At 47.3% G+C, this 16,018-nt stretch carries 12 protein-coding genes and 1 pseudogene; 9 read left to right on the top strand and 4 right to left on the bottom strand.

Features of this window, described 5'->3' with window-relative positions; genetic code table 11:
• Positions 1–83: 83 nt before the first annotated feature.
• The 4 genes from accC to acuI form a co-directional block, all read right to left on the bottom strand.
• Positions 84–1,433, bottom strand: coding sequence for an acetyl-CoA carboxylase biotin carboxylase subunit (gene accC, locus XPG1_RS15050; protein WP_045959846.1), 1,350 nt, complete (start codon positions 1,431–1,433; stop codon positions 84–86).
• 13 nt (positions 1,434–1,446) lie between these two features.
• Positions 1,447–1,896: an acetyl-CoA carboxylase biotin carboxyl carrier protein gene (gene accB, locus XPG1_RS15045; protein ID WP_045959844.1), complete on the bottom strand. Its 450-nt coding sequence runs from the start codon at positions 1,894–1,896 to the stop codon at positions 1,447–1,449.
• A 19-nt stretch (positions 1,897–1,915) separates the two neighbouring features.
• Entirely contained in the window at positions 1,916–2,377 is a 462-nt protein-coding gene (aroQ, locus tag XPG1_RS15040) for a type II 3-dehydroquinate dehydratase (protein WP_045959843.1), read from the bottom strand.
• A gap of 155 nt (positions 2,378–2,532) precedes the next feature.
• Positions 2,533–3,522 carry an acrylyl-CoA reductase (NADPH) gene (gene acuI / locus XPG1_RS15035; protein WP_045959841.1) on the bottom strand — a complete coding sequence of 330 codons (990 nt, stop codon included), beginning with the start codon at positions 3,520–3,522 and terminating at the stop codon, positions 2,533–2,535.
• 535 nt (positions 3,523–4,057) lie between these two features.
• On the opposite strand from acuI, the gene mreB reads away from it, so the two are divergent.
• The 9 genes and pseudogenes from mreB to XPG1_RS14990 all read left to right on the top strand — a co-directional run.
• Positions 4,058–5,101, top strand: a complete 1,044-nt coding sequence (gene mreB, locus XPG1_RS15030) for a rod shape-determining protein MreB (protein WP_010847922.1) — start codon at positions 4,058–4,060, stop codon at positions 5,099–5,101.
• A 108-nt stretch (positions 5,102–5,209) separates the two neighbouring features.
• Positions 5,210–6,262, top strand: a complete 1,053-nt coding sequence (gene mreC / locus XPG1_RS15025; protein WP_045959839.1) for a rod shape-determining protein MreC — start codon at positions 5,210–5,212, stop codon at positions 6,260–6,262.
• Complete coding sequence (gene mreD / locus XPG1_RS15020) at positions 6,259–6,747, top strand: rod shape-determining protein MreD (protein ID WP_045959837.1); 489 nt, start codon at positions 6,259–6,261, stop codon at positions 6,745–6,747. The genes mreC and mreD overlap by 4 nt, the downstream gene beginning before the upstream one ends.
• Positions 6,748–6,818: 71 nt before the next feature.
• Positions 6,819–7,406, top strand: coding sequence for a Maf family protein (locus tag XPG1_RS15015; protein WP_045959836.1), 588 nt, complete (start codon positions 6,819–6,821; stop codon positions 7,404–7,406).
• Positions 7,403–8,872, top strand: a complete 1,470-nt coding sequence (gene rng, locus XPG1_RS15010) for a ribonuclease G (RefSeq protein ID WP_045959835.1) — start codon at positions 7,403–7,405, stop codon at positions 8,870–8,872. The genes XPG1_RS15015 and rng overlap by 4 nt, the downstream gene beginning before the upstream one ends.
• A 94-nt stretch (positions 8,873–8,966) precedes the next feature.
• The gene (gene yhdP / locus XPG1_RS15005; protein ID WP_045959834.1) at positions 8,967–12,782 is read left to right on the top strand and encodes an AsmA2 domain-containing protein YhdP; all 3,816 of its coding nucleotides are present in this window, start codon (positions 8,967–8,969) and stop codon (positions 12,780–12,782) included.
• Entirely contained in the window at positions 12,779–13,627 is an 849-nt protein-coding gene (gene nit1, locus XPG1_RS15000; RefSeq protein ID WP_045959832.1) for a deaminated glutathione amidase, read from the top strand. Before yhdP ends, nit1 begins: the two co-directional genes overlap by 4 nt.
• Before the next feature lie 18 nt (positions 13,628–13,645).
• Positions 13,646–15,091: a metalloprotease TldD gene (gene tldD, locus XPG1_RS14995; RefSeq protein ID WP_045959830.1), complete on the top strand. Its 1,446-nt coding sequence runs from the start codon at positions 13,646–13,648 to the stop codon at positions 15,089–15,091.
• Positions 15,092–15,190: 99 nt separating this feature from the next.
• Positions 15,191–15,760: pseudogene (locus tag XPG1_RS14990) on the top strand (IS6 family transposase); the annotation flags it as partial.
• Positions 15,761–16,018 lie beyond the last annotated feature (258 nt).

The raw sequence follows: 16,018 nt of genomic DNA, 5'->3' as shown, positions 1-16,018 counted from the left end.
AATTAAACAACCCATCTTTTTCTGGTAAAGATGGGTTGTTATTCATGCAGACTGGCTTATTTTGAATGCGGATGCCAAAAAACTTACGTTTCTTGTAATCCCAGTTTTTTCTCCAGATAGTGGATATTGGTTCCACCTTGCTGGAAGTTTTCGTCATTCATGATGGCCAGTTGCAGATCAATATTGGTTTTGATGCCGTCAATGATCAACTCAGCCAGGGCGTTCTTCATCCGCGCAATGGCGACTTCACGGGTTTCACCATAAGTGATCAGCTTACCGATCATGGAATCATAGTAAGGTGGAACGGTATATCCCGCGTAGATATGGGATTCCCAACGTACACCAAACCCACCCGGTGAGTGGAAATGCGTGATTTTGCCCGGACTTGGCAGGAAGGTTTTCGGATCTTCTGCATTGATACGGCATTCGATCGCATGACCCTGGATGTTGATATCTGCTTGCTTAATGGACAGTGGCATACCTGCTGCAATGCGCAACTGTTCTTTGATCAGATCAACACCGGTGATCATTTCCGTCACAGGATGCTCAACCTGAATACGGGTATTCATCTCGATAAAGTAGAATTCGCCGTTTTCATACAGGAATTCAAACGTACCTGCTCCGCGATAGCCGATTTCGATACAGGCGTTGGCACAACGCTCACCAATACTCCGACGCAATTCGGATGAAATTCCTGGTGCCGGTGCTTCTTCCACCACTTTCTGGTGACGGCGCTGCATGGAGCAGTCGCGTTCAGCCAGATAAAGCGCATTGCCCTGACCGTCCGCTAAAACCTGAATTTCAACGTGACGTGGATTTTCAAGGAATTTCTCCATGTACACCATGTCGTTGTTGAAGGCCGCTTTTGCTTCTGCGCGGGTCATGGCAATGGATTGTTCCAGATCTTTGTCGCTGCGTACGACACGCATACCACGACCGCCACCGCCGCCCGATGCCTTGATAATCACCGGATAACCGATGCGGTTAGCAACAGCTCTGTTTTTCTCGGTATCGCTACCCAACGGGCCATCAGAACCGGGCACGCAAGGAACACCCGCTTTTTTCATCGCACAGATAGCGGAAACTTTGTCCCCCATCAAACGAATGGTGTCTGCTTTCGGGCCGATAAAAATAAAGCCGGAACGCTCAACTTGCTCAGCAAAGTCAGCGTTTTCGGATAAAAAGCCATAACCCGGGTGGATCGCTTGCGCCCCGGTAATTTCTGCCGCAGAAATAATGGCAGGAATGTTCAGGTAGCTTTTGGCTGAGGCCGCCGGGCCGATGCAGATGGTTTCATCTGCCAGCAGAACGTGCTTCAGGTCACGGTCTGCCGCAGAGTGCACAGCAACCGTTTTGATCCCAAGCTCTTTACAGGCTCTCAGGATACGCAGTGCAATTTCACCGCGGTTAGCAATGACAATTTTCTCAAGCATGAGGTACGCCTCGTTATTCGATGATGACCAGTGGCTCGTCGAATTCAACAGGTTGACCGTCCTGGACCAGAATCGCTTTCACTACGCCGGTTTTGTCCGCTTCGATTTGGTTCATCATTTTCATGGCTTCAACGATGCACAGGGTGTCGCCCTGATTGACATGCTGACCCACTTCGATGAACGCTTTTGCATCCGGGCTTGGTGAACGATAGAACGTACCCACCATTGGGGAGCGAACGGTGTGACCGCTGATTTCTGCTGGTTTATCAGCGACTATTGGCGCTACCGGTGCGGGCGCTGCGGCCTGAACAGGCGAGGACAGGTATTGCTGTGTCACCGGTATTACGGGGGCTGCCGCAGTGCGACTGATGCGTACTGATTCTTCGCCTTCAGAAATTTCCAGTTCAGAAATGCCTGATTCTTCAACCAGCTCGATCAGTTTTTTTATCTTACGAATATCCATGAGTGTGATTCCGTACTTTTTAAGTCAATGAGTTAGATGTTGACAAGCGGTTGACCGCTGCCTGTAATGCAAAACGATAACCATCCGCCCCCAATCCGCAGATAACCCCAACTGCAATATCGGAAAGATAGGAGTGATGGCGGAAGGGTTCGCGGGCATGCACGTTGGAAAGGTGAATCTCAATAAATGGGATATCTACCGCCAGAAGTGCGTCGCGTAATGCGACACTGGTATGCGTGTATGCCGCAGGGTTAATCAAAATAAAATCTGTATTGCCCCGCGCTGAATGAATTTTCTCAATCAGTTCCGATTCTGCATTGGATTGCAGATGGGATAATTCAGTGCCCAATTGCTGAGCGTCTTGTGACAGCGTGTTAACGATGTCATCAAGCGTTAACGTACCGTAGGTTTCTGGCTCTCGCGTTCCCAACAGATTCAGGTTGGGGCCATTCAAGAGTAAAATGCGAAACTTGTCTGCCATTGTGCGGGTATCTCCGGCAATCTGTCAACAATCGACCAAGATAACTCGATGTCAACCGTTTGTCATCTCTTTCTGATATCGAGCGGGGTAAATTTGGCGATAAAGCCCGACATTATAAACATATCGTGGCATTTAGCAGCTAAATACTGGTCTTATCAGCGTATCTTTACGATTGTTCTGCCTGTAATTTGATTGTTTATCAGTTTATTGGCATATTCGACAACTTGCCCTAATGTAATTTCGTTTGACGCCTGTTGATAAAAGAAATCCGGCAGTAATGTTTGCAGCCGTTGCCAAATGGCAAGGCGTTTCGAGGCCGGCACAGTTACCGATTCCACGCCTTGTAAACGCACATTACGCAAAATAAAGGGCATAACGCTGGTGGTGAGTGTGCTATTATTTGCCATGCCACAGGCGGCTACTGTACCGTTGTAACGCATTTGTGCCAGTAACGTGGCTAAGATTGCGCCGCCAACCGTATCGATCACACCGGCCCAACGTTGTGTTGCCAACGGGCGTGATGGCTGATCGAATTCACGGGTAGGCAAAACTTTTTTCGCCCCCAACGACAATAGATAATCTTGATTGTCCGGTTTGCTGCTGATTGCGGTGACGGAATAACCCAGTTGTGACAACAGGGTAATTGCGGTACTTCCAACACCACCGCTGGCACCTGTTACGGCAATCTCTCCACTTTCCGGTGTCACGCCCCCTTGTTCCAAAGCCATGACACATAACATAGCCGTGAAACCGGCTGTACCAATAATCATGGCTTGCCGGGCGCTTAATTGTTGCGGTAAGGGGGTCAGCCATTCACCGGATACTTTTGCCTGTTCTGCCAGCCCACCCCAGTGCGTTTCTCCTACTCCCCAACCGGTCAGCAAAACGTGCTGTCCGATATGAAAACGCGGATCTTCGGAGTGATGAATAACACCGGCGAAATCGATGCCTGGCACCATCGGAAATTGACGGATAATCTTCCCTTTGCCGGTAATCGCCAGCGCATCTTTGTAATTGAGTGACGACCAATGGATATCAACGACCACATTACCTGATGGCAATTGAAAAGTCTCAATATCTTGAATGGATGCTGATAATGTTTCGTGTTGTTCCCGTACGTGTTGTTCCAGTAATAGTGCTTTCATGATCATTCTCCCTTGCTGGATATTGGCCAGGTGCTATACGTTGTTTTATCTCATCGTCATTTTAGTTCTGGCTGAGGTTTGGGGTGATGTTGGGGGATGACCACAATATAGATAAAATCTGATGTCCTGAAACGGGCAAACTACAATATTGTGATAACGGGTTGCAAAAGGACGCAGAAAATTTTTAAGAAAATGGGAATATTAGCTGAAGTTACTGAAATGATCATAAGGTAATACGGGGGGTGAAAAGCGGGTAGTAGTCTCTCAATATGCACTATAATGTTGGTTTTTTGGTGTATTCCGTGTTTTTGAGGGTGATGATGAAGTTATTGGTTAAATTAACCCATTTTTAGGCAGTTTTTTTCTGCTCCGTTAGAGAAAAGTAACGTAGAATATTGTCATTCTGATGTAAATAACGTAGCCACTTTTATTGAAGTAGTAAAAGTAGTTAATTATGCGCCTTGTCGCTGCTTCATGTGGTTGGTAGAGTAGACGGTTAATCTCCGTCCCCAGCTTGCAGGATTATCCTTTCGTTATGTTAAAGAAATTTCGTGGCATGTTTTCCAACGATTTGTCCATTGACTTGGGTACTGCCAATACCCTTATTTATGTTAAAGGTCAAGGGATCGTATTGGATCAACCCTCTGTCGTTGCGATTCGGCAGGACAGAGCCGGCTCACCAAAAAGTGTTGCAGCAGTAGGACTGGAAGCAAAACAAATGCTAGGGCGTACTCCAGGTAATATCGCCGCTATCCGCCCGATGAAGGATGGGGTCATTGCTGATTTTTATGTGACTGAAAAAATGCTGCAACATTTTATCAAACAGGTTCATAACAATAGTTTCATGCGCCCAAGTCCGCGTGTGTTGGTCTGTGTCCCGGTCGGCGCGACACAAGTTGAACGTCGGGCCATTCGTGAATCCGCCCAAAGCGCGGGCGCCAGAGAGGTATTTTTGATTGAAGAACCGATGGCAGCAGCTATTGGTGCGGGTTTACCTGTTTCCGAAGCCACTGGCTCAATGGTCGTCGATATCGGTGGCGGAACCACAGAAGTTGCGGTTATCTCCCTCAATGGGGTTGTATATTCGTCTTCTGTGCGTATTGGTGGTGATCGTTTTGATGAAGCCATTATCAACTATGTTCGCCGCAATTATGGCTCTTTGATCGGGGAAGCAACCGCAGAACGTATTAAGCATGAAATTGGCTCTGCTTATCCGACGGATGAAGTACGTGAAATCGAAGTGCGTGGTCGTAACCTGGCGGAAGGGGTACCCCGCAGCTTTACACTGAACTCCAATGAAATTCTTGAAGCGCTGCAAGAGCCATTAACCGGTATTGTCAGTGCTGTTATGGTCGCGCTGGAACAATGTCCACCTGAATTGGCTTCCGATATTTCTGAACGTGGCATGGTGCTGACCGGTGGTGGTGCCTTACTGCGTAACCTTGACCGTTTGTTGATGGAAGAAACCGGGATTCCCGTTATTGTTGCTGAAGATCCACTGACCTGTGTCGCCCGGGGTGGCGGTAAGGCGTTAGAAATGATCGACATGCACGGTGGCGATCTGTTTAGCGAAGACTGAAAGTAACTCTGTGAGCTGGGAGGTGAATAGGTTTTATGGGTGCCTCCTTGCTGATTGTTCCGGAGTTTTATCATTAATGAGATAACATAGCCCGACAATACACCGCTTATGAAGCCAATTTTCAGCAGAGGGCCTTCTCTGCAAATACGACTCTTTTTTGCTATCGTTATTGCCATTATTTTGATTGTGGTAGACAGTCGACTCGGTGTTTTCAACAAAGTCCGTAGCTACATGGATACGGCGGTGAGTCCGTTTTACTTTCTTGCCAGCGGGCCACGTCAGTTTCTGGATGGTATCTCAGCCTCTCTGACGAGTCGTCGGACTCTTGAACAGGAAAATAAGACATTACGGAATAAACTGCTGTTACAGAGTGGCGAATTGCAATTGTTGGCGCAGTTGAAACAAGAAAACTCCCGCTTACGTGAATTACTGGTTTCACCCCGGCTTAAGAATGAACAGATGATGGTATCGCAGGTCATCTCGGGGGGTATGGATCCTTATCGGGCGCAAATTGTCCTCGATAAAGGCGCAAAAGATGGCGTGTATGAAGGGCAACCGGTTATCAGTGATCGCGGTGTTGTGGGGCAAGTGACGGCGGTGAATCAGCTGAGCAGCCGGGTATTGCTGATCTGTGACCCGACACATGCCCTTCCTGTACAAGTATTACGCAATGATATTCGAGTTATTGCCAATGGCACCGGATGCTCGGAGGATCTCCTGCTGGAGCCTTTGCCAAGTGATATTAATATTCGCGTTGGGGATGTTCTGGTTACGTCAGGGTTGGGTGGCCGTTTTCCGGAAGGTTATCCTGTCGCTGTCGTTTCTTCTGTTAAAATTGATAATCAGCGAGCGCATGCAGTGATTCAGGCGCATCCTTCCGCTGAATTGCGGCGTTTGCGTTATGTGCTGCTATTGTGGGGGGTTCATAATAACCCATTTAAGCCACTATCACCGGAAAAAGTCTCGCAGACAGCGAATGAACGTTTGACGCCACTGTTACCCAAGGTATCGCCAAATCCACCCCATGCGACACAGCAATTACAGGAAATGCCAGCTGATTCTGATCAAGCGAAACATCACCGCCAGGCATTACCGACAACAAAATCAACCGCAAAACCGACACCGAAATCGCCATTATCAGCGACAGGAAATCAGCAATGAGTCAACATCATCGCCGCAGAGGTTGGATCATTTGGTTATCTTTCCTGATTGCAATGGTTCTACAAATTATGCCGTGGCCGGAACAGTTTTTTATGTTTCGTCCTACCTTATTGATGTTATGTTTAATTTACTGGTTACTTGCACTACCTCATCGCGTTAGCGTAGGAACGGGCTTTGTACTGGGGATGATTACTGATCTGTTGCACGGCAGTATTCTGGGGGCGAATGCGCTGGCCTTTAGTCTGATCAGTTTTCTGGTGGCTTTCAAATTTCAGCTTATCCGTAATATGCCGCTCTGGCAGCAATCTCTGGTTGTCGCTGGGCTTTCAACTTTGATGAACTGTTGCGTATTTCTGGCTTATGTCTCGTTACCTAAGATGCTCTTTCATCCCGAAGTGTTCTGGAATGGGGTGGTCAATGGTATTCTCTGGCCCTGGCTATTTTTATTAATGCGGAAAATCCGTCGTCAATTTTCAGTTCACTAAAAACATTAGTCACTAATAACAATAGATGAAGAAAAGAAGCTAATAATAAAGACGCCTAAGGATAATGCACGATGAAAACGATTTATTTAGCTTCTGGCTCACCAAGACGGCGTGAGCTGGTGGAATTGCTGGATTTCAATTTTGAAATCCTGACTGCTCAGGTTGAAGAAAAATGGCATGAAGGGGAGTCACCACAGCAATATGTGACTCGATTGGCCAGAGAAAAATCACAGGCAGGTGTCGCAATTGCACCAGATGATGGCCCGGTTCTGGGCGCGGATACCATTGTGGTATTTAATCACCGTATCTTGGAAAAACCACGAAATCAGCAACAGGCAGCAGAAATGTTGAATGTTTTGTCAGGTCAGTGCCATCAGGTCATGACGGCAGTTGCTTTATCGAACAGTCAACATATCTTGAGTGAAATCGTCATAACAGATGTGATATTCCGCCAGTTATCTCAACAGGAAATACAGGAATATATTGCATCCGGGGAACCAATGGATAAAGCCGGTGCTTATGGCATTCAAGGTAAAGGTGGCTGTTTTGTCAGAAAAATTCAGGGCAGCTACCATGCTGTTGTCGGCTTACCACTGGTGGAAACGTATGAGTTAATCACACGATTTTTAGCGTTAGCTGATGGGAAGGATTATTCATGACAGCAGAGTTATTAGTCAATGTAACACCATCCGAAACGCGGGTTGCTTATATTGATGGTGGTATCTTGCAAGAAATTCATATTGAACGGGAAACCCGCAGAGGCATTGTCGGAAATATTTATAAAGGTCGCGTGAGCCGGGTTTTGCCCGGTATGCAGGCGGCGTTTGTCGATATCGGGCTGGAGAAAGCCGCTTTTCTGCACGCATCGGATATTGTGCCACATACGGAATGTATTGCCGGTGAAGAGCGGAAGAATTTCCATGTCAGGGACATTGCGGAACTGGTTCGTCAGGGACAGGATTTAATTGTCCAGGTGGTGAAAGATCCCCTGGGCACCAAAGGCGCTCGTCTGACGACAGATATTACTTTACCTTCGCGTTATTTGGTCTTTATGCCGGGCGCCTCGCATGTCGGTGTTTCACAGCGTATCGAGAGCGCAGAAGAACGTGATCGTCTGAAAAGCATCGTCATGGATTATTGTGATGAACACGGCGGTTTTATTATCCGTACGGCGGCTGAAGGTGTGGGGACCGACGAAATTGCACAAGATGCCGCATTTTTGAAGCGTCTGTGGAGTAAGGTGATTGAACGTAAAAAACGCAATATCACGAAAAACAAGGTCTATGGTGAACTGGAATTAGCGCAGCGTGTTTTACGTGATTTTGCGGGCGCTTCCCTTGATCGTATTCGGGTTGATTCCCGCCAGACATTTGTGCAGTTGCAGGAATTTATTGATGAATATATTCCTGAGATGAATGCCAAACTGGAGCATTATCAGGGAAATCAGCCAATCTTCGATCTGTATGGCGTGGAAAATGAAATTCAGCGGGCGCTGGAACGCAAAGTAGAATTAAAGTCAGGGGGTTATCTGATCATCGATCAGACCGAAGCCATGACAACCATTGATATTAATACCGGTGCTTTTGTCGGGCATCGTAATCTGGAAGAAACTATCTTTAATACCAATATCGAAGCAACGCAGGCAATCGCCCGGCAATTACGGCTTCGCAATTTGGGCGGCATCATTATCATTGACTTTATTGATATGGGGCATGAAGAACACCGTCGTCGTGTATTGACATCTTTGGAACAGGCATTAAGTAAAGATAGAGTGAAAACAACCATTAATGGTTTTTCACAATTGGGCCTGGTTGAGATGACCCGTAAACGTACACGAGAAAGTCTTGAACATATTTTGTGTCATCATTGTCCGACATGCCAGGGGCGTGGCACGGTAAAATCCGTCGAAACCGTCTGTTATGAAATTTTACGGGAAATTGTCCGTGTCAATCGGGCAATAGCGGCTGATCGTTTTCTGGTTTATGTCTCGCCTGCCATCAGCGAAGCCCTGAAAGGAGATGAGTCACACGCACTGGCAGAGGTCGAACTCTTTGTTGGTAAACAGGTTAAATTGCAAACAGAGCCGCTTTATAGCCAGGAGCAATTTGACGTGATCATGATGTAACGCCATGATCTTATAAGATTGGGTTTATCAATCTGGGTCTGGCTGTGTAAAGCTGGCTTGCAGAGCAACCGCGCTGACAACCAAGGAGAACGATGTGAGGCGACTGCCGGGGATCTTATTAGCGACAGCCGCAATAATCATTATCATTGTGGCTTTGATTGTCAGTGGGCTGCGTTTTTTCCTGCCACATATCGATGAATATCGTCAGCAATTAGTCGAAAAAATTGCTGACGTGACGAATACCCCTGTCAATATGGGGTATATCAACGGCCGTTGGGAATCCTTTGGCCCTAGCCTCGAACTCCACGATATCAGTGCAAAAGCGGAAAATGTCGAGATTCATGCCAAAAAAATCCGGCTTTCTTTGGATATCTGGCGTTCACTTTTACAGCGGCGCTGGTATTTTCGTGATTTGTCTTTTTATCAGCTTCAAATCAATTACGATAAGACATTGTTCGGGCAACAGGCTGAAAACAGGCTATCTAAACCAGACAGACTCTCTACCCTGTTTCTTGAGCAATTCAACCATTTTGACCTGTATGACAGTCGCTTAACCTTTTTGGCACCCTCGGGGGAAAAAGTTGATCTGTTATTGCCACAATTCACATGGTTAAACAAAGATAACCGCCATCGGGCACAAGGCAGCGTAAATCTCTCTTCCATTAATGGGCAAGAAGGGATTGTTCAGGTGAAGTTTGACCTGAAAGATATCAATGGCGTGCTGGATAATGGCACGGTTTATTTGCAGGCTGATGAGATGGATATGCGCCCATGGTTAAGCCGCTGGCTGAGGGATAACACCGGGTTGGATAAGGCTCATTTTAGTTTAGCGAGCTGGGTTACCCTGAAAGAAGGGCGCATTGATAGCGGACACGTGCAGCTAAAACACGGTGGCGTCAATTGGCATGTCGGCAATGAAAAACATCAGCTCGCAGTGAATGATTTTCTTTTACAAATGCGCCGCCAGGGTGAAGGCTGGTTGTTTGCTATCCCGGATCTGGCAAGCCTGAAAACGAACGGGCAACCGTGGCCTGGGGGGAAGCTTTCGACACTCTATCTTAAGCAAGCATCCAAATATCAGGGGCAGGATCACTGGCGTATCCGTGCCGATAATATCCAGCTTGAATACTTGAATGGGATCTTACCGATGCTCTCCTTTGTGACATCTGATGTTGTCAAGGATTGGCAGCGCCGCCAGCCGAAAGGGGTTATTGACCGTTTTGCCCTCGATATTACCCCCGCGTTTCCCGACGAGATGGGAATTCGCCTGAACTGGCGGGATGTCAGTTGGTTACATTGGAAAGAATTGCCTGCCATCAACCATTTCAGTGGCATGTTAGCGGGGAATGTACAGGGGGGAACGCTTCAGTTTGGTTTGAAAAACAGTGTCATTGATGATGGCGCTAGGTTTCAGGCACCGCTTGAGATTGCCAGTAGCGAAGGGAAGATTGTCTGGAAAAAGGAGCACGATGGCCTGGCAATATCGGGTCAGGGGTTGGATTTACAGGCAAAATCGCTATGGCTTAATGGGAATTTCCGCTATCTGAAACCCCATGATAAACCGCCGGTGCTGGCGATGTTAGCAGGCATCCGTGTTAACGACATTGGCGAATCATGGCGCTATTTCCCCAAATCGCTGATGGGGGAAGCGCTGACCGACTATTTAACCGCTGCCTTGATTAAGGGAAGCGTGGATAATGCCAGCTTCATTTTTCATGGTGATCCCCATGATTTCCCGTTTAAACAGAATGAGGGGCAATTTCAGGTACTTGTTCCTCTGCGCCATGCCACCTTTCAATACCAACCCGATTGGCCGGCGCTGTTTGATTTGGATATTGATCTGAATTTCCAGAACAACGGATTGTGGATGCAGGCTCAGAACGCCCATTTAGGGAAAGTGGCGGCCAGACAGGTTTCGGCGGTTATTGCGGATTATGACAAGCATAAGCTATTTATTGATGCTGAACTCTCTGGAGAAGGGAAGCATTTCCATGAGTATTTCAATCAAAGTCCGATGGTGAACTCGATTGGCAATGCACTGAACAGTTTGCAGCTTGATGGCCGGGTGGGTGGTCATCTTCATTTGGACATTCCTCTGAAGCAGGGAAACGTTGCCGCGCGTGGAGACGTGGTGCTGAAGGATACGCATCTCTTCATCAAGCCATTGAAGAGTAAAATGGAACATCTCAATGGGAAATTTCGCTTTGACAATGGAAACTTAAAAAGTGAAGCATTATCCGCTAACTGGTTAGGACACCCGTTGTCCCTGCAATTTTCGACTCAAGCGTTGCCAAAGCATTATCAGGTTAATGTGAAGCTGGATTCACGTTGGGCGGCGAAGACACTCCCGATGCTTCCTGTCGAAATGAGCAACCACTTATCTGGCACGCTGAATTGGCGGGGGGATGTGAATATTACCCTACCTTCTGGTGATTCAGCTGCAAATCATGATGTGAAATATCGTGTTGCCGTTAAAGCCGATTTGTCACATTTAAAGAGTAAACTACCTGGCCTGAGTACAACCTCGCTGAGGGAGTGGGATAAGTTGAATCTTTATGCCGAAGGCGATATGAACCAGCTCCAGATAAAAGGGGGCGTGGGCACGCAATACGCATTTAATACTCAATGGGCGTTGGACGAGGCTCATACCCGATTGCAGCGGGGAATTTTTCACACCAATAGTCACTTCCCTGAGTTACCGAAAAAATCGTTACTGACATTAAAGTTGCCTGCGATAGAAGGTGATAAATTATTGGCGTTGCTTGAGCTACTGCGTTGGGCGCCGTCGGAAAATCAGGTTTTTTCGTGGCCGGGAATTGTTGACATTTCATTGCCTGCACTGGATCTGGCTGGACAGCGTTGGCATCAATTGACATTCAATGTCGCTCGACAACATGGCAGCATAACCGTGAGCGCGCAGGGGCAGGAGATTAATGGCAATCTTCTGATTCAAGAAAATAAGCCGATGCAGGCAGTCATCCATTATCTTTATTATGACCCCCGGCTTGCGGCAGCGCCGTCGCGTGATAGTAATCATTTATCGTCGGACAAAGCCTCTGTGCCACATTATTCTTTGAACAAATGGCCGGCATTGGATGTTCAGTGTACAGAGTGTTGGGTGGCTGGCCTAAAACTGGGCAAAGTATCCGGTTCGATCATGCCCGAAGGTGACGCTTTGGTCTTGACGCATGGGCAACTGGAGAACCGTGCCGGCAAGCTGGCATTAGCCGGTCGCTGGTATGAAAATGATATTGGAAACAATAGCCATATCACCGGGACGTTAGCGGGAAATCAGTTCGATGATATGGCCGCTTACCTGGGATTTATCGTGCCGATTGTTGATGCACCTTTTAAATTTGATTTCGATTTGAAATGGCAAAACGTGCCATGGCAGCTTGATCTCAAGACGTTAAATGGAACGCTGAGCGGAAAAATGGAAAGAGGGGCTATCGCTAAATTAGGTGGTGGCAGCGCAGGGCAATTATTAAGATTCATCAGTTTTGATGCATTGTTGCGTAAATTACAATTGGATTTCAGTGACACATTCAGTAATGATTTCAATTTTGATTCCATAAGTGGTAATGCAACCATAAAAAATGGGGTTATGTATACCAATAACTTTCTCATTGATGGATTGGCTGCGGATATTAATGCGACAGGGCAGACAGATTTAGTTCATCGTAAGCTCAATATGGATGTGGTGATTACGCCGGACATTTCGGCTACAGTGAGCGTCGCGACGGCCTTTGCGGTCAACCCGGTGGTTGGCGCTGCCGTTTTTGCTGCGACAAAAGTACTGAGCCCTCTCTGGAGTAAAATATCGCTCATTCGCTATCGGTTAACCGGCAGCCTCGAACAGCCTAAAATTGATGAAGTTTTACGTCAGCTTAAGGGGGATAAAGAGCCATGAAAAATGTCAATGTTGCACTTTTACAATTATGCAGTGGTACCAACGTTAAACACAATTTGGCGCAAATTGAACAACAAATTAAGCAATTACCAGAAACAGTAAAACTGGTTCTGACACCTGAACTTGCGCTGTTGTTCGCTGACGCTGATATTTATCGTGAATATGCCGAAACTCAAGGCCGCGGGCCGTTGCAACAGGCTGTGAGCGAAATGGCGCAGCGGTACGGTGTTTGGCTATTGATTGGCTCGATGCCGCTGGTCAGCCGGGAAGATCCAACACGTATCACGAGCAGTAGCCTGTTGTTTGATGATCAGGGCGAGATCCGAGCGCGTTACGATAAAATTCACATGTTTGATGTCAATATCAATGACGAACACGGCGCTTACAATGAATCCACGATTTACCAGCGTGGTGAGCATATTACCGTTGTTGATACGCCAGTGGGTCGTTTGGGGATGTCTATCTGTTATGATTTGCGCTTTCCGGGACTTTTTCAGGCATTGCGTGAACAGGGGGCAGAACTGATTTCCGTCCCTTCTGCTTTCACCCGCCTGACGGGTAAGGCGCATTGGGAGCCATTGTTGAGAGCGCGTGCGATTGAAAATCAGTGCCTTATTTTGGCGCCGGCACAGGTTGGTGTCCACGGGACGCGCAGAACATGGGGACACACCCTGGCAGTGAGTGGTTGGGGGGATGTTATCAAACAAAATCCTCTGTCTGTCAGTGCATTACTGCTTAATATCCGTAAGGAGAGTTTGACTCACATGCGTGAGCAGATCAAAGTGGTGAAACACAATCGCTTCCGTCCACAACTGACTTCTTTGATAAAGAAGCATTCCAATTAAGATAATAGAGTAATCAATATGAGTTTAACTGATGTCAGTGAATATTTACTGACGGCGAATAATTTGAGTCATCAAGACTTATTTTCTGTACTGAGTCAATTATCGGAACGTCGTCTGGACTACGCGGATCTCTATTTCCAATCCAGCTACCATGAAACATGGGTATTAGAAGACAGAATCATCAAAGATGGCTCTTATAACATTGATCAAGGTGTGGGAATTCGCGCTATCAGTGGCGAGAAAACCGGTTTTGCCTATGCCGATCAAATTACATTGGATGCGTTACAGCAAAGTGCTCAGGCCGCTCGCAGCATTGTACGGGAAACCGGGAATGGCACTGCCCATACATTAGGGGCGGTGGCATATAAAGCCCTTTATCCGACCGTGAATCCGTTACAGAGCATGAGCCGGGAAGATAAAATTGCGTTGTTGCATCGGGTTGATCAAATTGCACGAGCGGAAGATCCCCGGGTGAAAGAGGTCAATGCCAGCCTAACCGGTGTTTATGAGCAAATGCTGGTTGCGGCAACCGATGGCACATTGGCAGCAGATATCCGTCCATTAGTGCGTCTTTCTGTCAGTGTGTTAGTGGAAGATGCCGGTAAGCGTGAGCGTGGTGGCAGTGGTGGCGGGGCGCGTTATGGTTATGAATACTTCTTACGCACTGAAGAGGGACAAACACGGGCAGAACAGTTTGCTCGTGAAGCGGTGCGCATGGCCTTGATCAATTTGTCCGCTGTTGCAGCACCGGCGGGCACAATGCCCGTCGTATTGGGGGCAGGATGGCCGGGGGTTCTGCTGCATGAAGCAGTAGGGCATGGTCTGGAAGGGGATTTCAATCGTCGTGGAACGTCTGTCTTCTCTGGCCGGATTGGGCAAAAAGTGGCTTCAGAACTGTGTACTGTCGTTGACGATGGCACGATGGAAGGGCGACGTGGTTCACTGTCTGTGGATGATGAAGGGGTGCCAGGACAATACAATGTATTGATTGAAAATGGCATCTTGAAAGGCTACATGCAGGATAAACTCAATGCCCGCCTGATGGGCGTTGCTCCGACAGGTAACGGCCGTCGTGAATCTTATGCGCATTTGCCAATGCCACGTATGACTAACACTTACCTGTTGCAAGGAAATGCGACACCGGACGAAATTATTGCCAGTGTTGAGAATGGCCTGTATGCCCCCAATTTTGGTGGTGGTCAGGTGGATATCACTTCCGGTAAATTTGTTTTCTCAACCTCGGAAGCCTATTTGATTGAAAACGGCAAAATTACAAAACCGGTCAAAGGGGCTACCCTGATTGGTTCTGGTATTGAGGCGATGCAGCAAATCTCAATGGTTGGCAATGACTTGGCTCTCGACAAAGGTGTCGGTGTCTGCGGTAAAGAAGGGCAAAGTGTCCCTGTCGGTGTTGGACAACCCACACTGAAAGTCGATAACCTGACTGTAGGTGGAACGGCTTAACTCTTTCTTGGCTTCTCGCTTTTCGCGGGAAGCCAAGTGGTTCTGTCGCATTAAGTGGCCATCAGGTAAGCTCCCCTGTTTTTGAGCGAGTCCAGAGCGATGTCCCTTATCCGAAAAGCGTTCAAACGTCTGCATTATCCAGTCGATATCATGGCCCAATGTGTTCGTTGGTACCTCGCTTATGCCTTGAGTCTGCGAAATCTCGAAGAGATGATGGCAGAGCGCGGCATTGGGGTCGACCATGTTACGATACCTCGCTGGGTGTTACGTTTGGTGCCCCTGTTCGGCAAGGCTTTCTGACCTCGCAAAAAGCCCGTTGGTTCCCGGTGGCGAATGGATGAAACGTACATTAAAGTCAAAGGCCAGTGGAAATACCTTTACCGGGCGGTCGATACCGATGGTCAGACGATTGACTTCCTGCTGACCGCTTGCCGCGATGCAACGGCAGCCCGGCGTTTTTTCCGTAAAGCGATATGCCAGCACGGCAGACCCGCCGTCGTGACTATCGATAAAAGTGGGGCCAATACTGCCGCGCTCACCCTCCTCAATGCGGAAGGATCGCCTCAGCAGGGGATTGAAATCCGGCAAAATAAATACCTGAATAACCGCATTGAGCAAGACCATCGCCATGTCAAACGTCGGATACGGCCAATGTTAGGCTTTACGTCAATTTCTTATCCAGAATTAGGGTAAATTAAGAAGTTATTATTTTTTTGTACAAAAAAATATCAACGTGTATTATGTGTAAAATACATTCGTAAGGATTATCTATGTCATTTCTTTCTTTTTCATTTTCTTCTATTTGGCTATCTTTTATTAGTTTTATTATCTTCATACATGTTAATGCAAATAAATCTAGTATTATCGTAAATATAATTTCCTTAGTGATGATTTCTTTTTCAATTTGTTTTAGTTATCCATTTATTA

Origin of the sequence: Xenorhabdus poinarii G6 (assembly GCF_000968175.1) — a bacterium.
Lineage (GTDB): Bacteria > Pseudomonadota > Gammaproteobacteria > Enterobacterales > Enterobacteriaceae > Xenorhabdus > Xenorhabdus poinarii.
This window is presented reverse-complemented; position numbering and strand designations above follow the sequence as displayed.